The organism is Pseudomonas sp. PS01303, assembly GCF_029959385.1.
GTDB lineage: Bacteria > Pseudomonadota > Gammaproteobacteria > Pseudomonadales > Pseudomonadaceae > Aquipseudomonas > Aquipseudomonas rustica.
On record NZ_JASCPK010000058.1, the window covers coordinates 1 to 23,108 of the forward strand.

At 59.2% G+C, this 23,108-nt stretch carries 26 protein-coding genes; 8 read left to right on the plus strand and 18 right to left on the minus strand.

Annotation, left to right across the window (positions count from 1 at the left end; genetic code table 11):
- Positions 1-101: 101 nt before the first annotated feature.
- Positions 102-296: a hypothetical protein gene (locus tag QMX93_RS16680; protein WP_282357194.1), complete on the plus strand. Its 195-nt coding sequence runs from the start codon at positions 102-104 to the stop codon at positions 294-296.
- 140 nt (positions 297-436) lie between these two features.
- On the opposite strand, the gene QMX93_RS16685 is transcribed toward QMX93_RS16680, so the two are convergent.
- Positions 437-1,399: a zincin-like metallopeptidase domain-containing protein gene (locus QMX93_RS16685; RefSeq protein WP_282357120.1), complete on the minus strand. Its 963-nt coding sequence runs from the start codon at positions 1,397-1,399 to the stop codon at positions 437-439.
- A gap of 545 nt (positions 1,400-1,944) precedes the next feature.
- Here QMX93_RS16685 and QMX93_RS16690 point away from each other — a divergent pair.
- Positions 1,945-2,328 carry a DUF3742 family protein gene (locus QMX93_RS16690; protein ID WP_282357121.1) on the plus strand — a complete coding sequence of 128 codons (384 nt, stop codon included), beginning with the start codon at positions 1,945-1,947 and terminating at the stop codon, positions 2,326-2,328.
- A 9-nt stretch (positions 2,329-2,337) separates the two neighbouring features.
- Here the strand turns inward: QMX93_RS16690 and QMX93_RS16695 are convergent, their stop codons facing one another.
- The 5 genes from QMX93_RS16695 to QMX93_RS16715 all read right to left on the minus strand — a co-directional run bounded on the left by QMX93_RS16695 (position 2,338) and on the right by QMX93_RS16715 (position 6,902).
- Complete coding sequence (locus QMX93_RS16695) at positions 2,338-3,882, minus strand: conjugal transfer protein TraG N-terminal domain-containing protein (protein ID WP_282357122.1); 1,545 nt, start codon at positions 3,880-3,882, stop codon at positions 2,338-2,340.
- 10 nt (positions 3,883-3,892) lie between these two features.
- Positions 3,893-4,201 (minus strand): hypothetical protein, encoded by a 309-nt coding sequence (locus QMX93_RS16700; protein ID WP_282357124.1) that lies wholly within the window; start codon positions 4,199-4,201, stop codon positions 3,893-3,895.
- The gene (locus tag QMX93_RS16705) at positions 4,198-5,589 is read right to left on the minus strand and encodes an integrating conjugative element protein (RefSeq protein WP_282357126.1); all 1,392 of its coding nucleotides are present in this window, start codon (positions 5,587-5,589) and stop codon (positions 4,198-4,200) included. The genes QMX93_RS16700 and QMX93_RS16705 overlap by 4 nt, the downstream gene beginning before the upstream one ends.
- The gene (locus tag QMX93_RS16710; protein WP_282357128.1) at positions 5,586-6,542 is read right to left on the minus strand and encodes a TIGR03756 family integrating conjugative element protein; all 957 of its coding nucleotides are present in this window, start codon (positions 6,540-6,542) and stop codon (positions 5,586-5,588) included. The genes QMX93_RS16705 and QMX93_RS16710 overlap by 4 nt, the downstream gene beginning before the upstream one ends.
- Positions 6,543-6,647: 105 nt before the next feature.
- Entirely contained in the window at positions 6,648-6,902 is a 255-nt protein-coding gene (locus QMX93_RS16715) for a helix-turn-helix transcriptional regulator (protein WP_282357130.1), read from the minus strand.
- A 170-nt stretch (positions 6,903-7,072) separates the two neighbouring features.
- Here QMX93_RS16715 and QMX93_RS16720 point away from each other — a divergent pair, with 170 nt between their 5' ends.
- The 3 genes from QMX93_RS16720 to QMX93_RS16730 all read left to right on the plus strand — a co-directional run bounded on the left by QMX93_RS16720 (position 7,073) and on the right by QMX93_RS16730 (position 8,671).
- A complete protein-coding gene (locus QMX93_RS16720) occupies positions 7,073-7,330 on the plus strand; it encodes a LasR-specific antiactivator QslA (RefSeq protein WP_282357132.1) in 258 nt (85 codons plus the stop codon).
- A 361-nt stretch (positions 7,331-7,691) separates the two neighbouring features.
- Positions 7,692-7,940 carry a hypothetical protein gene (locus QMX93_RS16725; RefSeq protein ID WP_020300912.1) on the plus strand — a complete coding sequence of 83 codons (249 nt, stop codon included), beginning with the start codon at positions 7,692-7,694 and terminating at the stop codon, positions 7,938-7,940.
- Positions 7,937-8,671, plus strand: a complete 735-nt coding sequence (locus tag QMX93_RS16730) for a zeta toxin family protein (protein ID WP_282357143.1) — start codon at positions 7,937-7,939, stop codon at positions 8,669-8,671. Before QMX93_RS16725 ends, QMX93_RS16730 begins: the two co-directional genes overlap by 4 nt.
- Positions 8,672-8,708: 37 nt before the next feature.
- On the opposite strand, the gene QMX93_RS16735 is transcribed toward QMX93_RS16730, so the two are convergent.
- Genes QMX93_RS16735 through QMX93_RS16775 form a run of 9 tightly spaced genes read right to left on the minus strand, consistent with a single transcriptional unit; the run spans position 8,709 to position 16,179 of the window.
- On the minus strand, positions 8,709-11,462 hold the full coding sequence (locus QMX93_RS16735) for a conjugative transfer ATPase (protein WP_282357145.1): 2,754 nt from the start codon (positions 11,460-11,462) through the stop codon (positions 8,709-8,711).
- A complete protein-coding gene (locus QMX93_RS16740) occupies positions 11,462-11,866 on the minus strand; it encodes a TIGR03751 family conjugal transfer lipoprotein (RefSeq protein WP_282357147.1) in 405 nt (134 codons plus the stop codon). The genes QMX93_RS16735 and QMX93_RS16740 overlap by 1 nt, the downstream gene beginning before the upstream one ends.
- Positions 11,841-13,358: a TIGR03752 family integrating conjugative element protein gene (locus QMX93_RS16745; RefSeq protein WP_282357149.1), complete on the minus strand. Its 1,518-nt coding sequence runs from the start codon at positions 13,356-13,358 to the stop codon at positions 11,841-11,843. The genes QMX93_RS16740 and QMX93_RS16745 overlap by 26 nt, the downstream gene beginning before the upstream one ends.
- On the minus strand, positions 13,348-14,163 hold the full coding sequence (locus QMX93_RS16750) for a TIGR03749 family integrating conjugative element protein (RefSeq protein WP_282357151.1): 816 nt from the start codon (positions 14,161-14,163) through the stop codon (positions 13,348-13,350). Before QMX93_RS16750 ends, QMX93_RS16745 begins: the two co-directional genes overlap by 11 nt.
- The gene (locus QMX93_RS16755; protein WP_282357153.1) at positions 14,160-14,801 is read right to left on the minus strand and encodes a PFL_4703 family integrating conjugative element protein; all 642 of its coding nucleotides are present in this window, start codon (positions 14,799-14,801) and stop codon (positions 14,160-14,162) included. Before QMX93_RS16755 ends, QMX93_RS16750 begins: the two co-directional genes overlap by 4 nt.
- Positions 14,798-15,211, minus strand: a complete 414-nt coding sequence (locus QMX93_RS16760) for a TIGR03750 family conjugal transfer protein (protein ID WP_282357155.1) — start codon at positions 15,209-15,211, stop codon at positions 14,798-14,800. The genes QMX93_RS16755 and QMX93_RS16760 overlap by 4 nt, the downstream gene beginning before the upstream one ends.
- Positions 15,212-15,218: 7 nt before the next feature.
- On the minus strand, positions 15,219-15,590 hold the full coding sequence (locus QMX93_RS16765) for a TIGR03745 family integrating conjugative element membrane protein (protein ID WP_282357157.1): 372 nt from the start codon (positions 15,588-15,590) through the stop codon (positions 15,219-15,221).
- Between the two features lie 17 nt (positions 15,591-15,607).
- Positions 15,608-15,847, minus strand: a complete 240-nt coding sequence (locus QMX93_RS16770; RefSeq protein ID WP_282357158.1) for a TIGR03758 family integrating conjugative element protein — start codon at positions 15,845-15,847, stop codon at positions 15,608-15,610.
- Positions 15,844-16,179, minus strand: a complete 336-nt coding sequence (locus QMX93_RS16775) for an RAQPRD family integrative conjugative element protein (protein ID WP_282357161.1) — start codon at positions 16,177-16,179, stop codon at positions 15,844-15,846. Before QMX93_RS16775 ends, QMX93_RS16770 begins: the two co-directional genes overlap by 4 nt.
- A 252-nt stretch (positions 16,180-16,431) precedes the next feature.
- Here QMX93_RS16775 and QMX93_RS16780 point away from each other — a divergent pair, with 252 nt between their 5' ends.
- The 3 genes from QMX93_RS16780 (at position 16,432) to QMX93_RS16790 (ending at position 18,235) form a co-directional block, all read left to right on the plus strand.
- Positions 16,432-16,638: a hypothetical protein gene (locus QMX93_RS16780; protein ID WP_282357163.1), complete on the plus strand. Its 207-nt coding sequence runs from the start codon at positions 16,432-16,434 to the stop codon at positions 16,636-16,638.
- A 240-nt stretch (positions 16,639-16,878) separates the two neighbouring features.
- Positions 16,879-17,871 carry a hypothetical protein gene (locus QMX93_RS16785; protein WP_282357165.1) on the plus strand — a complete coding sequence of 331 codons (993 nt, stop codon included), beginning with the start codon at positions 16,879-16,881 and terminating at the stop codon, positions 17,869-17,871.
- Between the two features lie 127 nt (positions 17,872-17,998).
- The gene (locus QMX93_RS16790) at positions 17,999-18,235 is read left to right on the plus strand and encodes a hypothetical protein (RefSeq protein WP_282357168.1); all 237 of its coding nucleotides are present in this window, start codon (positions 17,999-18,001) and stop codon (positions 18,233-18,235) included.
- Positions 18,236-19,047: 812 nt separating this feature from the next.
- On the opposite strand, the gene QMX93_RS16795 is transcribed toward QMX93_RS16790, so the two are convergent.
- From QMX93_RS16795 to traD, 3 genes are all read right to left on the minus strand, one after another.
- The gene (locus tag QMX93_RS16795) at positions 19,048-20,028 is read right to left on the minus strand and encodes an integrase domain-containing protein (protein WP_282357170.1); all 981 of its coding nucleotides are present in this window, start codon (positions 20,026-20,028) and stop codon (positions 19,048-19,050) included.
- 152 nt (positions 20,029-20,180) lie between these two features.
- The gene (locus tag QMX93_RS16800; RefSeq protein WP_282357195.1) at positions 20,181-20,909 is read right to left on the minus strand and encodes a TIGR03747 family integrating conjugative element membrane protein; all 729 of its coding nucleotides are present in this window, start codon (positions 20,907-20,909) and stop codon (positions 20,181-20,183) included.
- Positions 20,910-20,946: 37 nt separating this feature from the next.
- Positions 20,947-23,103, minus strand: a complete 2,157-nt coding sequence (gene traD, locus QMX93_RS16805; protein WP_282357172.1) for a type IV conjugative transfer system coupling protein TraD — start codon at positions 23,101-23,103, stop codon at positions 20,947-20,949.
- Positions 23,104-23,108 lie beyond the last annotated feature (5 nt).

A 23,108-nucleotide genomic window follows, 5' to 3' on the forward strand; every position in this document is an offset into this window, starting at 1 on the left:
GGGGAATATCGATACTCCTGGGCATCGTATTGTTGAGGGGCGTGCTGGTTCGGAAAAGGCAAGAGTCGGTACACTGCGGGGTATATTTTTTGGGGCGAGCGATGAACCTCACTGACGCGACACTGGTGCTGCTCTTGGCGGCCCGTATCCATGGAACGGACGACGCCGTCAGGGCCTCGGCGAAGAACGTGGTCAAAAAATTGCCACGCAGCAAGCGTGATCTGATCTATAAGGTGATCGACAGCCGAAGCCCGCTTGAGCTGGTGGGTTTTCTGGCGCAAAATCTGGATACGTAACAGCTTGCCGTTGGTGTGCGGCCACTTCAGGTCAATGGCATCAGTGTCCCGCAACGTGGGGCTCTCTGTTGTCCAGGGCCGAGAAAAAGGGCCCAACTCGCGTCGGGCCCTGTGAAGCGGTTGCAGCGGTGAGATAATGATTAAGCGCCATCGTTCACGGACAGCGGGTCATCCAAGACCGCTGACTTCGATGGCTGCTCCAGGTTGAGCGCATACTCTGATGCCGTTCGGGCTTGGCCACTGGCCCGAAAGATCGCGCGCTTGTCTGCCTTGAGCAGTCTGAGCCAGGACTCAAGGTAACCCTCATGGCGCAGCTCACCCTGAATGCCGCAATGAGCGCACAAGAATGCGGCGCCCATTTCAGCCACCAGTTCCTCGAAGGCATAGCCAGGCGTACCGAATGGGCTAGGTGAAACCACCCCTTCGCGCTGCAGGCGTGAGGCATGTCCGGTCCAGTGCGATAGTTCATGCAGCGCCGTGGCGTAATAGCCGCTTTCGTTGTGAAATTGCGCCTTTGTCGGCAGTTGGATGAAATCCCTGAGCGGGTGGTAAAATGCTTGGTCGGCCGGCCGATGAACAATCTTTGCTCCAGAACTTAACAGCAGATTTTCCGCAGCGCTGTTGGCCTGAAAGGGATCGCTCGGTTCCGTTTCGATCAAGGTTTCATTGAGTGCATCGAGTCCCTCCGTTTGCTCGATATTGAACAGGAAATGCGTCCGGAGAATGCCAAAGTGAGCGACCTTGGGCTGGCCGTTCTCATCGAGAACGGGTTGGCCTGATTCAGTCTGTTCTTCGCGTTCCATCGGCTTGTAGAGTACCGCCAAGGTGCTGTGCTCACCCTTACGGATGTGCCCACCGGCTTTTTGGGCTTGGTTGAAGGTCAGCCAACGATCTTGCGTGAAGCCCTGTAACCGGGCCTCGGCCCAAAGCAGGGGGAGATTAATGCCCGAATAGGCACGCCGTGTGACCGCGTTGATGGGGAAGGGTTGGTGAGGACCGTGGTTAGATGAGCCAGTTGAGGTCCAGGGTTTGATCCAGGGAGCAACGCCTTGGCCTAAAGCAGTCACGATCTTGTCGGTCACGTCTTGGTAGATATCGCGCATGGCAGTTTCCTCGAGATAAAGCGGAGGAACGCCTTGCCCGTCGGGGAGGGTTCCCCGGTTGGGTAAAGGGTTGGATGGATGCAGGCCTTGCAGGCCGTCCAAATGTCAATAAGGGGGTGAGTCGACCGGGGAAAAACTCCCCGCAGTGGGTTGAAGCAAAACGAGAGGGTGTGCCTGACGAGCACTGGGCTCGAAAGCACTCTGGAGAGCAGTGGGCGTTCATCACCGCAAAAGCGGTCACCGTGTGAGCTACCGAACGCTATTCACACTTGGGGGGGAGAGCCATCACTAAGGTGACGTAGTCTCGAAGGTTCTGACTACCTGGGCAGGTGCTGTCGATGACAGCAGTCTGTATGGAGGTATTTAGCTGAGCGGTTTATGCGGGTCAATTACTTCAGCAACGCTGTTTCACGCGGCTTGTCTGCTGTCTTCCAGTGAAGGTTTTTCGGCCGGGAAAACTGATAAACGGTCAAGCACGGACAGTTTTCAGTAGTAGGCTGGTACTGCTGCCTCAACCATGAAAACGCTCAGAAGAGGGCGAGACCATGCCGACTCAGAACCCCGTTCAGGTTTCCCACGTCCACCGCTGGGCCTATGCCTGTGGCATGTCAGTAAAACGTGGGTATCGCCGGTTGAAAGCGTTCGAGTCCCGCGTGGCCGAGCGGGTGGTGTCGGCAGGTATACCCGCAGGTAAAGCCATTGTTCGCGGAAGTTTTCTGGTTGCCAAACTCACTATGGTGGGAGCGTTGCTTTTTGTAGGTTTTTGGGCACTCGTGTCGTTGACGAGTTTGATTGTTTTGTATTGGCTAATCGTCAATCACCGATTCAACAGTTCAAAGGACTTTTACGAGGTTCAGGCATACGGTGATCCTTATGGCGAGTACGAACTCAATCGTGCTCCGGGACAGCCTGATCTCGAAGATCATTAGCGGGGGGCGTTAGCTTTTTCTGATTGAAGTACCAGCAGAAATCAGGGCGTCAGTTCCTTTCGAACCCGCATTTTGGGCGCTGAGCGTCCCTTTGCCCAACATGCCTTCTGCTATGGAACCTACGCTATACCCGGCCCAGCTCATTGCGCCTAGAAACAGCATCGGCAGCACGATGAACATCGCCCCCATCACATACTCAATCACCTGTGCCGTGACCGTCCCATCCATGACGCCGGATGTCGGCAGCGACAACAGCACCTTGTTGGACGCCGAAACCTGGCTGTACAAGGTATTGAGCATGCTGGAGTCGACCCAGCGAGCCAGCTCCCACCAGAAGGTCAGCATGTGCAAGGTGAACAGCGCGAACGTCACCATCATGACCGTCTTCAGCTGGTAAGTACTGACCAACAGAGCCAGCGGCAGGCTGATGATGACCCCCATGATCAGGAAAGCCTGCACCATCGGCAGGGCGGCGCGCAGTGCATTCATGGCCGGGAAATTGCTGAAGGAACCGAGGGCCAGCCCGGTGTTGGTGGCCAGGTTATTCAGCCCCTGATTGATCGAACCGCCTCGGGCGCTGGAGCCATAGTCCTGAAACACCTGTCCGGGCGACATGGATCTCGACTGCTGGCGCGGGCTGACCAACTCGCGCAGGGTGGCATCCTCGATCTCGTTGTTCGCGTGGCCAGTCAGCCAGCCCTTCAGCTGAGTCAGCAACGAAGGGTCGACCTCCTTGATCAAACGCTCGCGTAATCCAACCCCGCTATCGCTCCACCACTGCTTGCAGGTGGGGTAGCCCGCGTCATTCTCCAGCCGCGGCAAGGACACATCGCGGCTTTCGTCGTACGGCCAACTGACTCGCGGTGTTCGTGAACGATCGGTATCGTAGTAGCCGGGCGTCTCGAGAAAATAGCTTGAGCCGATCCAGGAGGCGTTGTGACTTTGCGCCTTGTCCAGTTGCGGGCGGTTGGTGAATAAGCGAGAGCGGGAATAGCCGTAGCAGTCGCGAGTGAAGTCGGCGACTTCCTGCAGCAGCACCTGGCTGTCAATCCGTGAGCTGTCGATCTCCATGCGCATCTTCCGGATATCCGGTGCGCAGGGGATGGCGGCGGAAGCCGCCGCAGTCACGCCTTTGCTCACCGCATGCACCAGAAACCACCAGACCGGCACGTTGGCGGAGCGTTCACCGATGGTGTTGAAGGTGGCGCCCCAGGCGGTTTCCGCCGGCTTGGCCACACTGACACCACAGCGCTGGCTGGCGGCAACATCGAGCGTCATGGAGGCGAGGCTCAATGGAAAGACCGGCGCACAGCCGAACAACACGACGATGTAGGCCAGCCACAACCGGTTCTCGATCCGTGGCAGCGAAAACAGTCCCTTGTTGCCTTCGTCCGCGCCTTGCTGACGGGCTGCCAGCCATTCCTGCAGGATGATGGCGCCGAAGGGCGCGGCGAACAGCCCTGTGTCGGACAGAACGCTCCAGAGCCCGTTGTTGATGATCCAGGCCAGCAGGGAGAGGTAAAACTCCAAGTAGCTGTTGGTGCTCATGAGCATGACGGAGACCTCACAATCGGGTGAGTTCGACGAAGGTAAAGAACAGGAGCCCCATGGCTCCGATGCGCTGCACGCGCAGTCGATCCGGTGGTCGATGGCGGTAGCGTCGATACAGATCCCACCAGAGCGCAAACAGGGCGCTGTAGAGCAGAACACGCCAGAGCCGCAGATAAGGTCGTGCCGATTCGAGCGCCTGCTGCCAGGTCTCAAACCTGCCCAGCCCAGAGCTACCGAGCGGTGTGAGCAGTGCGGCGGCCAGGAGCATCATCGCGGCAATCCCCAATCCCGAAAGCAGCGTGATCCGCCGTGAGCGTTTCATGGCGTCACTGGCGCGCCGGCGTCGGCGTGATTGAGCCGGCCCGGCTCGGGGTCGCCTTGCTCGATGGTGCGCGAGGCGTCGGCACCACCGGCATGCCGATCGAGTACCAGACTGGCGGTGTTGGTAGCCAGCATCTGCCGGACCTGCAGTTCGGTTTGCAGCAGGCGGATTTCGCGCTCCAAGGCGTCGATGTTTTTCGTCAAAGCGGTCTGGGCTGGCTCGGCGGAAGCAATGTTTGGTTCGTGGCTGCCGGCCAACAGCGTGCGCAGTAGCAGGAGGGCTTTGTCGAGCACGCTGGACAAGGCCGTCTCGCTGGCCAAGCGCCGGGCCAGCAGATCCTGATCGGGATCGTCGCGTAGGGCTTCGATGACGCGGCGGGTGACAGGCAACATCGGACTGGAGGCCTTGACCAGGTTGTCCGGGGTAGGCGGGAGTGCGCCCGACAGCAGCGCTTGCAAGGCTTTCAGCCGCTCGCTGTAGGCCTCTTGAATCAGCGGTGTCAATCCGCTGCCGGCGGTCACCCGCAGGGTTTCGCAGCTGTCGCAGGTCGACACTTCAGTTTCGCCCAAAACACGGACGGCCCACTCGGACTCCTCCTGGGGCGAAGCCCAGGTCTGGCAAATGGCGCCGCCCTGGCAGTCGCGGCTATTGATCGAAGCACTGTCAGCCACTGTACGGTTATGCAGCAGGTTATAGCCGGCGCGGACCACGTCGGCGGTCACCCGGATGGGTGTCTGTCCGCTACCGCCTGCCTTCTGCCCTCCGACCCAGGACACCCCGTGGTTACCGTTCTGAGCCTCGGTATTATTCACCGCGGCCACGGCATCCCCATCGGTTTGCTCCAGATGGCTCTGCATTTCTTGGTTCTTGGCCAGCGCGCCCCAGCCAGCGGGGCCGACCTTATCCGCCATTTTCTCGGCCATGGCCTGGCAGGTCAGCTTGGAGCGGTCGAAGTCGATGCGCCCCTGCATCACCCCGTTGCTCAGCAATTCATAGAGACCAGGATTGGCGCGTTGGATGATCAACGCTGGCAGCGACATCACCGCTTGGGTCGCGTTCTGCACAATACTGCCCATGATTTTCTGGAAACCCTCGGTGACGCCGTTCAACTGGTTTTGCAGGGTATTGCTGAGGCTCATGTTTCCGCACATCAGGTTCGCTCGCCAGGACCCGCCGATCCCGAGACCGCTGGGGCGGTAGAACGAGCTTGGTGAGCCCACCGCCGAACCGCCCCCAATGGTGTACATCACCCGGTCGTCGAGCACGTCACCCTGAGTGCCTAGGCGGTAATCGTCTTCGGCGGCGGGGGCATGCGTGGCCATGACCAACAGTCCGCAGAGCAACACACGCATCACGCCACATCCCGGTCGTATGAGGGGGCGATTCATGAGGCACCTCCTTCGAAGTCGATGCTGAACAGAAAGGTCTGTCCTTCACGTTTGCAGCAGCTATAGGGCCGCCACAGCGACCAGGCGTAGCCGCCATCGGCGCTCTGCACCGGCTCGCTGGGGAAGAGGGTGCACGTGGACTGCACCTGGGGGTAGAGCAACTGCCATTTGTGGGTCGAAGCATCGTTTTCCGCGATCGGGCCAGGCGGCCAGTAGCCATCGCGTTGCGTGGGCGTGAGCGGTAAGTACACATGCGGCTGCCCGTTACGAGTAATGAAATCACCGGCCCGTTGCGCCATCACTGCGGCTGCCTTGAAGTCGTCGGGCTGTACCAGAAAACCCTGACGGGGATAGACGTTGCCCCACATGTTTCCCGACGCCTGATGACCGATTTCACGGATCCCTGGCATGAGGGCTTCGGGAAAGACACTTTCCGGGATGCCATGGCGCCAGGCTAGTGAATCCAAGGTGCTCAGGTAGTAGGGCATGAACGCGGTTGCACCGCTGGCGCAGGCATAGCCGGATTGAGAGGCCAGTTGCGTTGCGGCCCAGCCACCGGGATGGCCGATACCGTCGACGTTCTTGAAGCGGGGCAGGTTGTCGCGGCGAGTGTTCGGCGTAATCAGGTTGCCGCCACCTTCCGCACCGCTGATGGGAGAGGAGAGGGTGGCCATCTCGGTCCAGGGGTTGTTGCCGGTGGTGGCGTAGCTCGAGACCACCAGCTCAGGAATGAAATGACGAACCTTGGTCGAGGTTTTGACCTTGCAGCCGAAGGGCGTGCAGAGCAGCCAGAAACAAATGCCGACGACCCTGTATTCGAGACAGTTGGGGGACAGCACGGAGGACATGACGCTGCCGGTGTCCAGCGCCACGCTTGGGCCGCACGCCAGCAGGATGCTCAGCGCTAAGGGCCGAAGCTTTGGGGGCGTGATTGACGAGCAGGCAGCAGGCATGATCCAGGCTCTCGGTGTATGGCCTAGGCAGGATCGGTTACGGGCTGAAGACTGTCAGTGGAAAAAATGAAGGTGGATCTATCGGATTTGTGAGATGTGAGACTATTATTTGACGTGAAGGGCGCTGCGAAGGATTTCGGGTTCTGTAAGTAGCTGATCTGCGGTGATTTCGAAAATATTGGCGAGCTTGCACAGGACCAACAGTGACGGATTGCCCGTGCACCGTTCGATTTGACTGACGTAGGTACGGTCCACCTCGGCCATGAGCGCTAGCTGCTCTTGGGTCAGGTTTTTCACGCGCCGCATCAAGCGGATGTTCTCCGCCAGTTGCAGGCGAAGCTGTTCGTAGTCTTGAGTCATGCGCGCAAATTGCGCCTTGAGGGACTCTCAATCCACGGGATATAGTCTACATTTGCGTTGATCTAGGCATATTTTATGCTGATGCCTGTTATCGAGCGTTCATTTGGTTTCTTAATGATGTCGAGGCTGGGTCCAGCGTTTAACAATAAAATTAGAAATCTTAGGTGGGTATGGACGAAAACTACATTTCAATCCCTGCTGCAGACGGTTGCCCAAGTCTTCTGACTCCGTGGGGCAGCGAGTTTGCACCGATGATCGAGCGTGGCGTGCAATGTGCCCAAGCTTGGCTTGATACAACCGATGAGATTCCGCTGTGGTGGGAGTTGGCACAAGCGCGCAAGACCTTTCCCATTGGTGACTGCCAGGATGCTTTTGAAGCCGGTTTTCTGTTGAGGATTCAGCAGCGGCTTCGGGGCGTGTCACAGTAACCATGTTGCTCACGGGTGATTGCATCGACTTGACCACCCGTTTGCATACAACCTGACCACATCGGCACAGACCAGTTGATTGCAGTCTTAGACAGATCGTCGCTTCTAGCTGGTGCGTTTTTGTACAACTGCTGAAAGACTTGATGGGGGGATATCTCCTCCCTTATTTTGGCGCTACTTGCCTCAAAAGCCGCCGGCCGCGCATCGAGAGGGAAAATCTCTTGAAAGGTATGGTTCCAGACGCCATTCCTCTAGAATGGGGGCTGACAGAAGTAGCTTTCGCCCTGTTACAAACAGGTTTACGTAGCTAAGATTCTGATTAAGTGCAGATTCTGCACGCTCTGAGAACGTGGAGCGCGATATGAAAGCCAAACGAGTGTTGAGTGATGATCTGGTGAGCCGACTGGAGGATAAGATCCCGGTCATGGCTGAAGGCGCCATCAATACCGCCTATATCAACGCGCTGGCTGCCGGCCGCAGTGTGATGGAAGTCATGAACGGCATGCTTGTTGAAACGACTGCCGACGGTAAGCACAAGGTCATTCGGGTGGCCAAGCCCAAGCACAAAGTGACTCTGGGTGGCGTAATCAAGGTGCGCCGCTGCTCATGACTGTCCCTCGGTTGAGGGTCTTTGCTGGACCCAACGGCTCCGGTAAGAGCACGATGAAAAGTGCCATCCCTTCCCACCTGATCGGCATCTACATTAACCCGGATGAAATCGAGAAGGCTGCCAAAGAGAGCGGCCGTCTGGAATTCAATGATTTTCAACTGGAAGCTGAGGGTGATGAGGTCCTCGGTTTCCTTAGGGAGCATCGACTGGTCAAGTCCGCCCTGCTCGATGAGGAGGCGGCCAAGATAGGCTTTAGCAGCAACGGCCTGAATTTTCAGGCGGTCGCGATGAATTCCTATTTTGCCTCCGTGCTCTCTGACTTCATCCGGAACAAGCTCCTTGAAGACCAGTTGTCTTTCACCTTTGAAACTGTGATGTCCAACGACGACAAAATCGCTTTTATGCTCAAGGCGAGAGAGTCTGGATACCGAACCTACCTCTATTTTGTGGCAACTGAAGACCCTGACATCAATATCAACAGGGTCAGGAACCGTGTCGCGGCAGGTGGGCACCCAGTTCCCACAGAGAAAATTGTCCAGCGTTATGGCCGTTGCCTTAGCCTGCTGCCTGCGGCTATTGCAGCTTCGAACCGGGCCTACATCTTCGATAACTCCGGTGCCGACCTCGTACTGCTTGCCGAAGTTACAGATGGGACTGACCTTGAGTTCAAGGTTGAAGAGGTTCCTGGCTGGTTCATGGATGCCTACGTTGAAAAAGTGCTCAACGGCTAGCTGCCGGGTTGGCCAACGCCGGATGCACTTTCCCTCCTTATATTGGCTCTATTCCACGAGCCTGATCAATGCGCTTAGCTACCCAATAGGCAGCTTCCAACTCCGAGCAGCCGTGCTCTTGCATCAATGCCCAACGTTCTGCCTTTTCTTCGGGCTCAGTCATGGCAAGGGCGAGGTAGAGGCTCGGTGGGACCGATCGGAATAGAGTTTCGAGCTTTTTCGACAGCACCACGCCTTCGGTGTATTTGCCTGGTTCTTTACTGGCGGAGAGCAACAAGGCTTTCTGCGCCGGCGTGAGTTTTTTGAAGCGAGCGATTTCCTCGATCTCCGCGGGCGGCATGTTCAAACAAATCCACCACTCGATCATGTTGAGCATGGTCTGCGCGGCATTGGGAAAGTCGGCCAGGTTTTGCGTGGCCAACCAGAACCAGGCGCCGAGCTTGCGCCACATCTTCGTGCCCTTGACCACGAACGGTGCCAGCAACGGGTTCTTGGTGATGATATGACCTTCGTCAGTGACCATGATGATCGGACGGCCGAGGTACTGATCGCGCTCAGCGAGGTTGTTCACGGTGTTCATCAAGCTGATGTAGCTGATGGACAGTTGCGCTTCGTAGCCTTCGCGGGCATAGGTGGCCAGATCGACAAGGGTCACATCGCTCTCGGGCCAGGCCGTGCCCGCGCGATCAAACAGTTCGCCCTCGAAACCCTGGCAGAACAGGTCAATGGACTCGCCCATTTCCTGGGCGCGTTCGCGCCGTTTCTCCGGTAGCTGCGGGTCAGCGGCGACGCCCAGCAAGGCGTCGCGCACATCCCGGGTCAGGACCTGCCGGCCTGCAGCGACGCAGGTCTGCGCGGCATCCAGAATGCACTCACGGATCAGGCTGCGGTCGGCGCGACTCAGGCGCGCGTCTTCCTTGGCTTCGCCACCGGTGATCATCAGGCGCGCGGTGATTTCCAGTTCGCCGAGCACATCGCGTTGATCTTCACGGCTGCTCGCCGTCTCATCGTCCCACTCGTCGACCGACAGACTCGCCACCTGATCCGGTTGCTCGACCAGACGCCAGGCATCGGCAAAGGGTGCAAGGCTCACCGCGGCGCCAGGTTTTAATTGGACCTTGTTGACCGACAGGCCTAGCGTCGCAAAGTAGTCGCCTTGCAAGCCAAACGAGTTGCCGGCCTCAACGATAAACAGCCGCGGGCGGTACACGGCCATGACTTGCATCAGCAGGCTGACCAAGGTGGCCGACTTACCAGCGCCGGTCGGGCCGAACAGCAGCAGGTGGCCGTTCATGGCCCGGTCTAGGCGGGACAACGGGTCGAAACTCAAGGGTGAACCGCCGCGGTTGAACAGGGTGATGCCCGGATGGCCGGTACCGGTGCTGCGGCCCCAGACCGGGGCCAGGTTCGCCAGGTGCTGTGCAAACATCAGGCGGGTATACCAGTGGCGTTTATCACGCGCGGGGTTGTAGGTCATTGGCAGCCAGCGCAGGTAGCTGTTGCAGGCCGCGACTTCATCCCCTTCGTGCACCGGCTGCAGCCCCGCTCCCAGCAGCGCGTTGGCCAGGCTAACCGAGCGCTGGTGCAATTGCGCTTCATTTTGACCGCGCAGGTAGAACGCCAACGTCCCCCGGTACAGCTTGTGTTGGCGGCCGATGATCGTCCGGGCCTCTTCGACATCCTGGCGGGTCTGGGTCGAGGCCAGGTTTTCGCCGATGGCTTTGCGCGCCAGTCGGCTCAACTGATCTTCCAGTACATCCTGTGGTTTGACCACCAGGGTCAGGCTCATCACCGTACCTTCCGGCAACTGGTCGAACAGCGCGTTCACCGCATCGCCCTTGCGGGTTTCGCCCGTGAGTTGGCCAATCAACGGGGCTCGGCGCAGTTTGTCCACCACCAGCACCCGGTGGGGTTGACCGTCGAAATACCAGAGCCCGCGCTGGACATCCGAGCGTGGTTCATTGAAGAACAGCCGCTCGGCGAAATCGTGATCGAAGGGCAGCTCCAGCGATTCACCGTCACCCGATTCCGGGTAGGCCACACGTCGGTAGAACACCTCGGGCGCCTCATCGGTGAGCCTGGGCGCCGGGTTGAACCAAGGCAACAACCAGGCATACAGCCCCTGACCGTCGACCCGCACCGCGTGCACCCCGCAGGCCTGCAGCGAGGCGCCGATCCGTTCGCACGCCTGCTGCAGGGATTGCACCGGCGTGAGCCCCGTCTCCTCAGCGTCCGACTCGAGCCATCGATAGACCAGCAGCCGCACCCGCCGGTTATTGCCGTGCCAGGGCAGGCGCGAGACCACCTTATCCTCGAACAGCCCCCCGGGTTTGGCGATGACCTGTAGATGGCGGCGGCTGAGTTCCAGGTATGCCTCGGTGAAGACCGTGCCTCGTGCGCTGTCCCGAATATAATCCGTGAGTCGGTTCAGGTAGGGGGTGAAGTCATGGTCGTCCTGACAGAAAAACTGCACCACCCACGGTGCTTGATCCAGCTCGTCAAAACTGTCTTGCAGGGCGTCCTCGAGGGCATCGCGCGCCGCCATCAGCCAATCGGGTTCGCGCCCCTCGGTGCCGATGGGCAGCAGTTCGAACACTGCACCCACCGAGCGATTGTCATCCAGCAGAAAGCACTGCTCGGTCTCAAAGTATTCGACCCAGGGCAAATGATCGGTAAAGCTGGGGTTGTGTGCATAGAGCGCGGCTTCATCGGCCACGGTAGCGCGAGGGCGCAAGGGGTTGCGCCAGGCTTTCCACCCGTGAGCGCGGTTGTGCGTTTCGTCGCTGCGCATTACAAGTCTTCCTGACGTTCACCGGGCAACGCGTACTGCACGCGCTGGTAGAACGGAAACACCGTCGAGTACCCCGGAACCGGCGCCTGCTCGGTGCCACTCAAATGGGGGTAGACGTACAGCAACAGATCGGGGTTGGGCAGGCGAGGGAACAGACTACGAATTTCGTTCTCAGCCGTGCGGGTGTAGGGTTCTTGCGCAGTCGAAGAAAGCTCCACCTGAGTCAAGGGCCGTCGTAACTGTTGCCGAGCCTCCAGCACTTGCTGCTGAGTGCCCTGTGAGCCGGCGCTATTCCAGATGTCGAGCATGGTCTTCTCGCCATGGGGCAGGAGCGTCTCCTTGTCGGTGGAACACCCGACCAGGGCCAGGCAGAGCAGGCTAATCCAGGTCAGACAGAGTGGCATGCGATGGTTCATGGCGAACGCTCCGGCCGTTGGGCTCATAGTCGAGGGTGATTTCATGGTCGAGGTGCAGTGCGACCTGCGCGGCAGGGGGGACGTAAACCGCGGCAAAGGCCTCGCCATAGAGCTTTTTGACCCAGTCGCGGATATCACTGACGCCACCACTGAGGATGGAATTCAGTGCACTGTTCCCCGTGCGGCTGGTGACCCCGAGCGTACTGCCGCCCGAACTGATCACGCTGCTGTTGTTCCGCTCATTCCCCAGCAGGGTAGCGACCCCAGCGCCGGCGGCAGTGATCAGGCTCTGACTGCCGAGGTACTGCTGGGCATTCGAGCGGCGCTCGCCGGCGATGCACGGGATGCCATACGGATCGGACAGATACCCGAGCCCTCCGCGGATTTTGTCGGTGTTCGTGCTTTGGTTGGTGGACGCATTGCGGCTGGCCACCGCGTGTGGCTGAGGCACGGTGCGGATGGTGCCGTCGGTGAAGACAAAGGTGATCGACTCGACTTGCCCGCGCACGCAGGACAGTGTCCAGTCACCGGAGGCCGTGCCGCTCATCACGGCGCCGGCCACCTCCGGCAGGTCGATGCCGTTGGCGGTCAGGTTCTCGGGGCCGACCAACACCTTGAAGGGGTAGGGATCATTCACCGTGCCGTCCACCGGGACCCGGCCGATCAGCGCGGTCATGGCGACCGAGCCCATTAATGTGGCGTTTTCGGGAATGGTGTAGATCGGCTTCGCACCTTCGCTACGCTCAACGGCGCGGGCCAGATCACGCTCCCCTTTAGTGACCGCGCGCAATTGTTTCTGGCTGCGATCGATGGCGTTGTCCTTCAGACCTTCCAGCGAGTTGAAGGCGCTGGGCAGACTCAGCGCGGAGGTGGTTTTGGCTTTGTGGCGGGTGTCGGCGGGCAGCGTATCCGAGGGCTCAATCCACTGCAGCGCCTCACTGGCCGGACGATCCCCGTCGAACTGCGCCCCATCGCCCGGCTGCAGCCCCAGCCCGACCGGCAGATCCTGGCCTTTGCCAGTCAGGCCGGACAACTGCGCCTGCAGTTGGGTCAGTAGACCGCGGGCTTGTCGGCTGTCTTGTTCCGCTTTGAGTCGAGCGTCGTTGGCTTGTCGGCGGCCTTCGTCGACCTGCTGGGTCACGCTGCCGAGGGCGCTCTGGATACGCGAATCGACACTGTTTTCCCGTTCACGCAGACGGTTGTTCTCCGTCTGCAGCGAGTCATTGTTCTTCTTCAGGCTGAGCATGTCGCTGCGCATGGCCTTCACCTGGCCGACCAGAGTAGCCACTGTGTCGCGCGGGGTATCGCCCGCGATGCCCAGCGACTTGGCCTGTTCGGCGGACAGTTGAAGATTGCCCTGATCAGCCGGGTTCTCCAGAGAGGAAGGGCTCCCTCCCGCAACCCAGGTTTTCAGGATGATCAGCACCACGGCCAGCAACGCACCTGGTACCAGCCACTTCAGCAGCGCATTAGCTTTCATCGTCATCACCTCGTGCAGCAGGTGGGGGCAATACAATGGCGTGTTCGAGGCCGGCGCCGCGGGTGATGAGGTAGGCGACCGTGGTGTCTTCCGCACTGCCGACCGGACCGAGGAAGGCATGCTGGAAGGACGCGGCAAACAGCTGGGCCTGAAGCCGGCGCGGATCGAGTGGCACCGTCTCGGCACCACGGTTGCGCAGCTTCACCGCCGTCACCCAGTAATCACCGAGTCGCCAGACAGCGAGGGGCGTGCTGGACACGTTTTCGCTCGGCAGCAGGGTCGGCAGTGCGGTTCGCAGCTTGAGCGGTACCCGCTGCACGCCGGGCAGGGCTTCCACAGTGCGCAGCGGCGCGTACAGACTTTGTGCAGCGTAGCGGGTTAAGACGACCGGGGTCGGTGTGTGTTCTGCAACGGGGGCGGTGCTGGGTTCACCCTCGGTTACTTGCCTCTCAGCGTTTCTGAGGATCCGCAAGGGCTCCAGCGCTTGATCGCCAGAAGTGGCCGCGATATCCAGCAGGATGATCTCGCCCGTCGCCACCGATTGCAGTTGTAATCGGGTCGGTGCAATCGTTTCCGATGCTCGCAGGTACAATGTGCCACCGGTGGATTGCACGCGCAATTTGCCGTTCAGCGTTCCGGGCAGGCCGACGCGAACAGCCTCGTCGATAAAAATTATCCGCTCCTGACCGATCACCAACGGGACGGCGAGGGGAAGGCGCTCCCAACGCATCAGCTCGACGGCCTGAGCCAGGCCCCCGCTCAGCGCCAAGACCACGGTTGTCCCTATCACTAACATTCGCTTCATGGTTCACCTCCGGGCAGGGAGAGTTTTTGCGGCGTACCCTGGTAGCAGTCCAGTGCTAGCCCCCACTTGTTGCGTTCAGGATCAAGGTCAAAACGCACCACGCGCAATGGGTAACGCACCACCACCCGTTTCACCGGTTCGGCGGCGTAATACTCATCGGCATTGAGGTCGAGCTTGACCAGCCAGCTGTCGTGGTCGAGTTGCTTGACCCGTAAGGCCGGATCCTCGCTGTAGCCACGGCCCAGCACTTCATAAACCCCGCGTACGCGCTGACGCAGCTCGCCGGCGGCCTTGCGGTATTCGTAGTCACCGTCGAGGAAGGTCTTGCAGGCGGGTGTCAGGTAGGACTGCAAACTGTAGATGGCACGGCGATAGTCCTGCTCACCATCCGAGGGCCAGCGGTTGAGTTGGCCGAAGATGTACAGGGCAAAGGCATACACATTCTCCGGGGGCACATCCCACCATTTGCGGGTGCTGCCCGAGCGCAGATCGGGCGGGACATGCACGGTCAGGTCGGTTGGTGCCGAACGCCAGCCATACCAGAGCCCGGCACAAATCAAGGCCAGAATCCCTACCGCCAAACGCAGGCTGACGATATGCGCTTGTTGCGCATCGACCTTGTTCCGAAAACGACTCATGGCTGCCACCGCAACAGGGCCGGGCGCAGGCGCCGCGAACGGCGAACCGTCCAGGCCCCGGAGTGAAGGATCAAGCTCCCACGGGCCAGGCGCCACTGGCTGGCCAGGACCCATTCGAGCTTGCGGTACAACCAGGTCTCGGGGCGGGCTCGTTTGGCCCGACGCAGGAGTGTGCCGCCGGCAAATAACACCAGCGTCATGCCCGCGATCATGCCGGTCGGTGCCACGGCAATTGAGGCCGTGGCGATCGCCAGGGGGACACCCAGGATCAGACCAAGGAGTGCACCGGCCCCTAAGGCGAGCCACATTTCATCATTGGTCAAACCGCGCAATACCGCCGGGTCACGGTTGAGCCGCTCCGGCAGAAAGACCAAGGTGCCGTCGATGAGGCATTCGATCGCGTCGTTCATACTGATCTCACAGAATCGCGGCAGCCTTGGTCAGGAACCAGATGATGATCACCACCAGCAGGGCACCGATGCCGACCACCGCGCCGAGGTCTTTCCAGGTCTTGCGCTGGTTCTGTACATCGGCATACACGGTCAGCGAATGCCAGGCCACGCCCAAGAACGCGAGCAGGGCGATCAGCAGGCCGAGTAAGATGCCGCCGTCGTAGGCGTAGTTCTTGATCGTTTCGATCAAACCGGAGCCTTCACCGCGGGAGGGGGCTTCCATGGTCGGTAGTTCGGCAAAGGCCAGGCTTGGACCGAGTACCAGTAACAAACCGATCAGGCGTTGGTTGGCCCGGTCACGCAGGTTTTTTTTCAGGGGGGCAAAGCACTTGAGCATGACGGCGATCTCCTAGGTTAGGACAGGGTGAAGAACATCAAGACCAGCAACACCAGCACGACCCGGGCGGCACTACCGCCGAAGGCACCGAAGCGCACACTGCCGGCCGCCCAACCTCGATACGCCGTCCACATCACCCAGGTGCACCAGAGCAACGTCAGGACGAGCGTCAGGGAGAGCCACAGCGTCGAACTGTTCTGCGCCGAGAAACCAGAGGCGTTTTGGAACGCGGCGGTCTGAGCGGCCGTCATGCTCATTGCGAGGGCTCCACGGGCGGCGTGTCGAGGCGGTAGTCGCCGACCAGTTCAGCGGGATCGCGCGGTTGGGCGCGGGAAGGGGACAGGTAGCCTTGTACGCCTTGGCGGATACGCTGGATGTCCTGGGTCAGGCGGGGATAGTCGAAGCGATAGCGTTCGTTCGGCTCAGCAGCATTGTCGACTTCAGCTCGAGTGGTAAGGCGTTCGATTGTGTCGAGTTGCTGCAGCATCAAACTGAGCTGAGTTTGTTCATGGGCGGAGGCGGCATGGCTGCTGCTATGGACGATGGCCAGTGAGAGCAGTAACCAGTAGCCAAAGGCGGTAGTTGGCATGATCCTGCCCCCATGTGGATATGGGCACAGAATCGAGCTAATGGTGTGGGTTGTTCAGTAAGAAAAGCGAGTTACGGTGGATCGCTTTTTCTGGGGGAAACATTGGAGATGTTTACTTATAGCTATGTGGCCCTTCGGTCTCTGGTGGAAAGTGGCTGGGGCCCTTGGGAGACTCCACTCTCAATGAGCTTCGTTGGTGACGATATCCTCACAACCTAACTTCCGCGCCCATGAAAACGGTTAGAAATTTGAATGTTGGATGCTGACGCTGCCTATTTCGCATTGGCCTGTTTCGCGGCTTTCCTCGTTTATGGGGCAGGTCAGTCGAGCGGTTCAAAAGGTGTGAAACGACGGATAGAGAAAGCACTGGATCAGCATGAGGTTGACGTTGCTCACGGCTACACCGAAGGCTATTCAGGGCTCGGCATTGCCCGGATCATCAGGGACATAATCAGTTAAGGGAAATGGGGTAGGAGCACGCCTGATGAATTCATTCGAATGCTCCAAGTGTTTAGTGAGGCCGCCTGCTCCGCTCGAATCTTTACATGCTGAGTCTCGCGACACCCCCGAATTTTCCCGTTGGATGAACTGCTGCTGAGGTCTGAGATCAGTTTGCCACTATGAATGTCACTGGATGTATAATCACTGGATATTCGTACATGTGACGCGACTAGTCTGCCTTCACTCATGGAGTATTTGATGACCCCAACGAACGGCATCATTGAGATCAGAACCCTCAATGAAATCAACGGCCACTTCGTGATTGACCCGGAGTGCATCCTCACCAAAGAAACATACAGCATCCCCATACGGCCTTATCGGCTGATCAAGCCGGACGCAAAGTGCCAATACCTCAAGAAGGGCAAACGGTGTGCCCAGGAACACCAGCACGGTTACATCGTCGAGTGCAAAGATGGGAAGCAGGTGCTGATCGGGAACTGCTGCGCATTGAACCACCTAGGACTGGACGACGAGCAGATCGTTGGTCGTTTAAAAGACCTCAGCGCCACCGAGCGGCAGAACATACGCCGGCATCGAATCGAAACTATGCTTGGCCAACGGAGGCAGCTCATTGAGCGCGTTAAAGCTGCCCTGAAGTTACTTCGGGGTTTGCAAGGGCAAGCGAGCCATTTCATTTTCACTTTACCGCCGCAGGTGGTGACCAATCTTCTGGATCGGTGGAAGCGGAACTCCGTCGAGGTTTTTTGGGAGTACATGATCGTCAAGCGAGGCAAGGACGATAAGGGTAAACCTTATGCGGAGAAGACTTGGTATCCCCATTCGTACGGCAAGATCAAAGGTCTCGGGCTGTGGCTGGAGTTGGAGACGCAGGGATACACGCACAAGCTCTACGAGTTTCTGCGACAACTCGAAGGTATCCCGGTAAAGCAGCGGCTGTCACAAGCTGAACTAGATCAGGCTGAAGCCACCTTTAAGCATGTGGCTGAGTTGTCGGTGATCGAGCGAGAACTCAATGCTCAAGCAAAACAGTTGTCCGACTTCGCTGACCCAGCGAACTTGTTACTGTCAGTTCAGCTATTCGCCAACAAGGAGCTTCGAGCTAAAGCCGTTGAGGCAGTACACCAGCTCATTGGCGAACCATGTAAAACTTCGTCTGAGAGATTTGTCGCGGATATCGATCAGGCACTTCAGCGACAGCACTCAGCAGATGGCATTCGCATCGCGTCCTAACTTGTGACCCGTCGCGTTTCCGATAGGCAGGGTATAACGGAAAAGCCCGCCGCACACATGCCCCGTCCAGCGGGGCTTCTGCTGTAGGATAGGCGCGATTTGCGCGTCGAGAACAGGAGTCCCAACTATGGGCACAACCCGACCGATTACTCTGAGCGGCGAACTGATTGACCGTTGCAAGGCTGCGGTACGCAGCCTGATCGAGGAGCTGCGTACAACCCCCGCGGCGGTGGCGGCGGTTGAATACGCCGAGCTTAACGGCAGGCTGCGCACACTGGCGGCGCTGGGCTTGATAAGTGCTGACGAGGAGCAGGAACTTTTCTTACAGGCCAACACAGCGCGGCAGATCGCCGAAGAAAGCTGAGATAGGCATTCCCAGCAACGCATGAAGGAAAACACATGCCACATTCTAATCCGCTAGGGTACTGCCCGAATAAATGTTCGGGCGGCCGATCAGACCGCCAAATGATCGTCAATGACAGATTGTTGATTCAGTTTCCAGAGGAGGTACGTGCACGGATCACAGGACACGGTGGAGCTAAGCGGTGCACGTACTGCGGACGTGTTTACTTGTCACCGCTTCCCGAAATCGGCGGCCGCCTAGGTTTCTGGGAAGCAGGGGTGCATGGCACAAGCTGGGTCAAATAAGTAACCGTATAGGAAAATTTCGGGGGGTGAAAATCCATACTTCAGCGTAAGGGTAATTGACCTGAGCGATCTGTCGAAGTAACGAGGAAAAAGCGATAATGAGCCTGAATCTAGCAGTCAAAACCGACAACCTTTTAAGCCTCGCTTGGACTGACACTTACGGAGAGATAGCTGCCAAGGTTCAGCTTGTGCGCGAGGTATTTGAAATGCGATCCCGCCAACGTTCCAGGCGACAACCGATCCCTATAGCCGAGGGCTCAACAACTACAGCGTCCAGTTCTGGCGTGAGCAGTTTTGAGCTCCTGCGCATACACCAGCCTCACGAACAACGGAAAAATCCGCCGCGACACTACATCTTGTGTCGTCGACAACTGCGATCGACACCACATGCAGTGGTCCAGAGGAAAAGGCCATGTCAGATCCCAAAGATCCGCCAGCACAGTACACACACACACACATCACAGCTGATCCGATCATGCTGGACTACGTTCGCGAGCAGGAGGAACAGCTCCATATCGAATGGCTTGCTCATGTTCGACCACCAATGTAAGTCGATAACAGGTCGATACGGCCGAGCCCCAACTCGTAGCTAATTTGCACTCGGGCATGCTGATCTAGGCGTCGGTCGAGCTGGTAGCAACGGCCACCGTTGATGGGCGCGAGATGATGAGTGATCTGCTCATAGCGTTCGCACGCACAGGCGGCCCGAAGCTCGTGGAAGCCTTTGAGGTTGCGCGAATGGAGGATCTCTCGTGCGGGGCGGACGATTTTCCGTTGTAAATCGACATAGCTTTCGTTCGGCGCAAGCAGATTGCGGCTACCGTTGGGCGAAACCTGTTCGGCAAATTTCAGCGCGTCACGAATAGGATCATTTACCGTAATCCAACGAAGCGCCGACGCACGTGAGCGGCCACCTTGGATGCCCTCTCGGATGTTGATTTTGCCGTATTGTTCGGTTTCATGTTTTAGGCGCGGTAGGTCGGCCAAAATGGCCTCGCGCAAGCGCATGCCGGTGGCTCGCGCCAACTGAACGATGGCCGCCGCGCGCGGCATTTGGTGTTCGCAAAGCACGTCGACGATCCGCTTCACGTGCTCATGGTCTTGGCCTTGTGGCGCCGAGCGACGAACACTGGTGCGCCGCATTCCCAATGCCATACTAGGACTCGGCACCTTCACAGACTGATCGCCGCGAAGCGCCGCCATAGTCCGGTTCACGCTGGACAACCGGTTTTGCGCGGTCGCGATGCCGATAGCGCCTTGTTCAACTTGTTGGCGCAGATGCTCTGCGTAGTCCAGCAAGGTCTGCCGATCTATCTGTCGCGCATCGTTGAATCCCGGCCCATCCTCCGAGCGACACCAGCGGACAAACGCCTGCCAGCGATCACTGTGCGCCTTGACCGTGGCGTAATGCCCGCCGCCAAAAAAGTCGCGCAAGGCTTGCGGTCCGGCATAACTCAGTTGTCGGCCATAGCCAAAATTGCGCCCATCTCGTCTACCAACCAATGCCATGATCAAACTCCTCTCGAAGCCAAACACCTGTGAGGGTTGCCCACTAACGCGGGGCTAGCGGTTCCTTCCGACCGGGAATCGCATTCCGGGAGCTCGGGTCTCTCATGAGCTGGCCTCCTGAACACTTCCGCAGATAAGCATTCGTGTCGCATTCAGAGATATTTTTTGAACGTCGCCGCTGTGATGGCCATGGCCACCCCGAGCATCACGGCGCAGGGCAGAAATACCGCCATGGGGTTGAGCGAAAAGGGCAGCGACAGGTAAAGGATCCAGGGCACGATCAGCAGTGGAATGACCGCTCGCTTGGCCCGGTGATAGACGAAGCTGCTTTCGCGCCCAGCTCCAAACTTTCGCAGGTCGCGGCGCATTAGGCCGTCGATGAAACCGGTGAACATGGCCAGCAGAAACAGGGGAGTCGCCAAGGCCAAAATGGTCAGGCGCACCACAAAGGTAAAGCTGACATACACCACCGCCAGGACAAAATCCTCAATGCTCACATACAGCTGATTGATCCCGCTCCAGAAACCCTTGCCCTGGCTCGACACCCGCGCCTGCTGGGCGAAATCCGTAAAACCGGTCTTGACCAACAACCACTGGTTGAGGAAGTCCAGCCACTGGACAGTCGTCTGCCCTGGTTGTTGGAGGATCAGTGAGGATTTGAAGTGCTCACTGAGCCAGCTCAGTTCGCTGCTCAGCATCGCTTGACTGTGTCGCCAGCCTTGATCGCCCCAGAACAGCAACAGACCGGCGAACTCGACCAGGATTGAGAACAGCAACGAGGCGATCAGCAAGCCGATGATGCGCAGGAGCAGGCCAATCGCTGAGACGATCAGGCCAGGGCGCTGGATGGGTTGCGGTGGAGGGCGCTGAGCTGAAGTCATCCTCCTTGACTCCGCGAGGCGCGCTGGGCCGACATCGTCATGGGACCTCCTGAGTAGGCCCACTCGTGTCCACCGCTACAGAGGTGCGGGGTGGCGTGACTCGATCCGGATCAAAGTCGAGCGTCGGTCCGCCACCGCTCGCACTCCACCAGTGTCCCGCTTGCTCGTTGTAGCTGGCGCGCATCCGCTGAGTCAGCTCCTGCAGATCCTTGGGCATGGCATCGTCCGGCGAAGGTTTGGGCAGTGGCATGCGGACTTTCCAGAGCTGCCCGCCCACCTGGAACGAGAACATTTGCCCCTTGGGCAAGCTGACGATGTGAGCCGGCTCGATCAGCGGCACGCTGGTGCTGCTGACTCGGTCTTGGGAGGACGACGTGAAGTCCGTGTTGGCCTCCGGGTCGGAGGTGTCGGTGGCCCCCGAGACCAGGGTTTTGGTCAGCACGTTGATCTTGGGCAACTGTTGGGTGAGCAGCTCAGCGGTGGCGGTTTCGCGCACCCGAAGCATCTGCAGGGTGTTGAAGTTGCCGATGACCTGGCCGGCTTTGGCCCGGTTGCCGATGCGTGCCTCGATATCGCTGAGGGTTTGGGTGTACGCCGTCACCTGGATGCCCGCACCGCCGCCCTTGTTGATCAGCGGAATGAATTCATCGCCCATCAACTCGTTGAACTCATCGGCGTGCAGGTTGATCGGGAGCTTGTCAGCACTGCCGGCGGAAGGTAAACCATGGTCGATGCCATGCTTATAGATGTGGCCGGCGACCGAGACCAGGTCGGCGAACATCGAGTTGCCCACCGCCGCGGCGACCTCGGCGTCGGTCAGCGCATCCAGGCCGACATAGACGATGCCGCGTTTGCGGATGATCTGCATCCAGTCGAAGATCGGCCGTGGGTCGTCCAGATCGGTGTAATTCGGGGCGAGCAACTGCGCGGTCTTGCCGGTGGTGAGTTTCTCCAACAGCGGCAGCAGCGAGGCGACGATTTTGTCGAAGTAGGTGCGGTCGTAGCGCACCGCCGAACGCAATCCGTCCAGCACCGGATCAAAGACTCGTTTCGCCGCCAGGTATTGCTCGATGGCCACCACGCGTTTTTCGCGGCCGACCATATGCCGGGGAATGTTCTTCTCGTTGAGCTTGCCTTCGAGCTGGACGATCACTTCCCACGCTGTCGGGTCGGTCTTGGCGAAAAACTGCTGGGCGTATTCGATAAACAGCGCGTCGATGTTGACCACATGGCGTTGGATCTGCAGGTAGTCCGGGCGCCGGCCCAGCTCGATCAGGGCCCGGGCGATGATATTGACGAAACGCCAGGCGAACTCGCGAAAAGCGGCGGAGTTGCCTTCGCTGCTGAGTTGCCCGGCGATGCGCGAGGCCACCTCCGAGATACGCCCGAACCGTCCTACGGCGTTGTAGCGGGCCGAAATCTCCGACCAGCCTAAATGAAAAACATAAAACTCCTTTTCCCGACCGGCCCGTTTGGCTTCGACGTACATGCGTTTGAGCAGGTCGGCATCGCCCTTGGGATCGAGGACAATCACCACCTCAGGTTCGACGCGGTGGATGTCTTGGGTGATGTACACCTCGGCCAGGCGTGTCTTGCCGACGCGAGTGGTGCCCAGCACCAAGGTATGTCCGACCCGTTCGCCCAGCGGCAAGCTAACTTCCATTTCGTCGGGTTCGACCCCATGCAGCAGCGGCGAACCACCTACGGGGGGCAACGGCCGCAACGGATTGAAGGCGCTGTCCCACGCGGTGATCCGCGCCAGTATCGAGAGCGGAAACGGCGCATGCTCCAGATGTCGCTCAAGCCCGCGGGCCAGGCGGTAGCGGGTCGGTGGATCGACATAACGGGCAACGGCCGGGTCCTGGGCCTCGACCAGACGCTGGGTGTGTAGGCGAGTCCAGCGAAAGCCGCGACCCATGAACAAGCGCTGGCGGCTCACGGGAATCAGCCGACTGATCAATTCGTAGCGGGGTAGGCGCCGGATATTGCGCCGATAGCGCAGCACGTCCCAGGCTTGGCGCAGCCGAATGAAACCGAACAAGGTATAGGCCAGCGCCGCGACCAGGCCGATTTCGGGTGATAGGGCCACGGCCCAGGGTGAATACAGGCACAGCACCGCGGCGGCGATGCAGATTGCTACCGTGTACAGCTCCACCGCTGGCCGAAGCTTGGACTCCATTGCATGCTCGGCCATGGTCG

Bases quoted from the DNA above. Each gene is read 5' to 3' on its own strand.
- QMX93_RS16710 (WP_282357128.1), bottom strand. From the start codon at position 6,542: ATGCCTGCTGCCTGCTCGTCAATCACGCCCCCAAAGCTTCGGCCCTTA.
- QMX93_RS16700 (WP_282357124.1), bottom strand. From the start codon at position 4,201: ATGAAACGCTCACGGCGGATCACGCTGCTTTCGGGATTGGGGATTGCC.
- QMX93_RS16760 (WP_282357155.1), bottom strand. From the start codon at position 15,211: ATGAACGACGCGATCGAATGCCTCATCGACGGCACCTTGGTCTTTCTG.
- QMX93_RS16785 (WP_282357165.1), top strand. From the start codon at position 16,879: ATGACCCCAACGAACGGCATCATTGAGATCAGAACCCTCAATGAAATC.
- QMX93_RS16800 (WP_282357195.1), bottom strand. From the start codon at position 20,909: ATGACTTCAGCTCAGCGCCCTCCACCGCAACCCATCCAGCGCCCTGGC.
- QMX93_RS16690 (WP_282357121.1), top strand. From the start codon at position 1,945: ATGCCGACTCAGAACCCCGTTCAGGTTTCCCACGTCCACCGCTGGGCC.
- QMX93_RS16695 (WP_282357122.1), bottom strand. From the start codon at position 3,882: ATGCTCATGAGCACCAACAGCTACTTGGAGTTTTACCTCTCCCTGCTG.
- traD (WP_282357172.1), bottom strand. From the start codon at position 23,103: ATGGCCGAGCATGCAATGGAGTCCAAGCTTCGGCCAGCGGTGGAGCTG.
- QMX93_RS16775 (WP_282357161.1), bottom strand. From the start codon at position 16,179: ATGCCAACTACCGCCTTTGGCTACTGGTTACTGCTCTCACTGGCCATC.
- QMX93_RS16720 (WP_282357132.1), top strand. From the start codon at position 7,073: ATGGACGAAAACTACATTTCAATCCCTGCTGCAGACGGTTGCCCAAGT.
- QMX93_RS16750 (WP_282357151.1), bottom strand. From the start codon at position 14,163: ATGAAGCGAATGTTAGTGATAGGGACAACCGTGGTCTTGGCGCTGAGC.
- QMX93_RS16730 (WP_282357143.1), top strand. From the start codon at position 7,937: ATGACTGTCCCTCGGTTGAGGGTCTTTGCTGGACCCAACGGCTCCGGT.
- QMX93_RS16745 (WP_282357149.1), bottom strand. From the start codon at position 13,358: ATGAAAGCTAATGCGCTGCTGAAGTGGCTGGTACCAGGTGCGTTGCTG.
- QMX93_RS16740 (WP_282357147.1), bottom strand. From the start codon at position 11,866: ATGCCACTCTGTCTGACCTGGATTAGCCTGCTCTGCCTGGCCCTGGTC.
- QMX93_RS16735 (WP_282357145.1), bottom strand. From the start codon at position 11,462: ATGCGCAGCGACGAAACGCACAACCGCGCTCACGGGTGGAAAGCCTGG.
- QMX93_RS16685 (WP_282357120.1), bottom strand. From the start codon at position 1,399: ATGCGCGATATCTACCAAGACGTGACCGACAAGATCGTGACTGCTTTA.
- QMX93_RS16765 (WP_282357157.1), bottom strand. From the start codon at position 15,590: ATGCTCAAGTGCTTTGCCCCCCTGAAAAAAAACCTGCGTGACCGGGCC.
- QMX93_RS16770 (WP_282357158.1), bottom strand. From the start codon at position 15,847: ATGAGCATGACGGCCGCTCAGACCGCCGCGTTCCAAAACGCCTCTGGT.
- QMX93_RS16680 (WP_282357194.1), top strand. From the start codon at position 102: ATGAACCTCACTGACGCGACACTGGTGCTGCTCTTGGCGGCCCGTATC.
- QMX93_RS16790 (WP_282357168.1), top strand. From the start codon at position 17,999: ATGGGCACAACCCGACCGATTACTCTGAGCGGCGAACTGATTGACCGT.
- QMX93_RS16795 (WP_282357170.1), bottom strand. From the start codon at position 20,028: ATGGCATTGGTTGGTAGACGAGATGGGCGCAATTTTGGCTATGGCCGA.
- QMX93_RS16705 (WP_282357126.1), bottom strand. From the start codon at position 5,589: ATGAATCGCCCCCTCATACGACCGGGATGTGGCGTGATGCGTGTGTTG.
- QMX93_RS16755 (WP_282357153.1), bottom strand. From the start codon at position 14,801: ATGAGTCGTTTTCGGAACAAGGTCGATGCGCAACAAGCGCATATCGTC.
- QMX93_RS16725 (WP_020300912.1), top strand. From the start codon at position 7,692: ATGAAAGCCAAACGAGTGTTGAGTGATGATCTGGTGAGCCGACTGGAG.
- QMX93_RS16780 (WP_282357163.1), top strand. From the start codon at position 16,432: ATGTTGGATGCTGACGCTGCCTATTTCGCATTGGCCTGTTTCGCGGCT.
- QMX93_RS16715 (WP_282357130.1), bottom strand. From the start codon at position 6,902: ATGACTCAAGACTACGAACAGCTTCGCCTGCAACTGGCGGAGAACATC.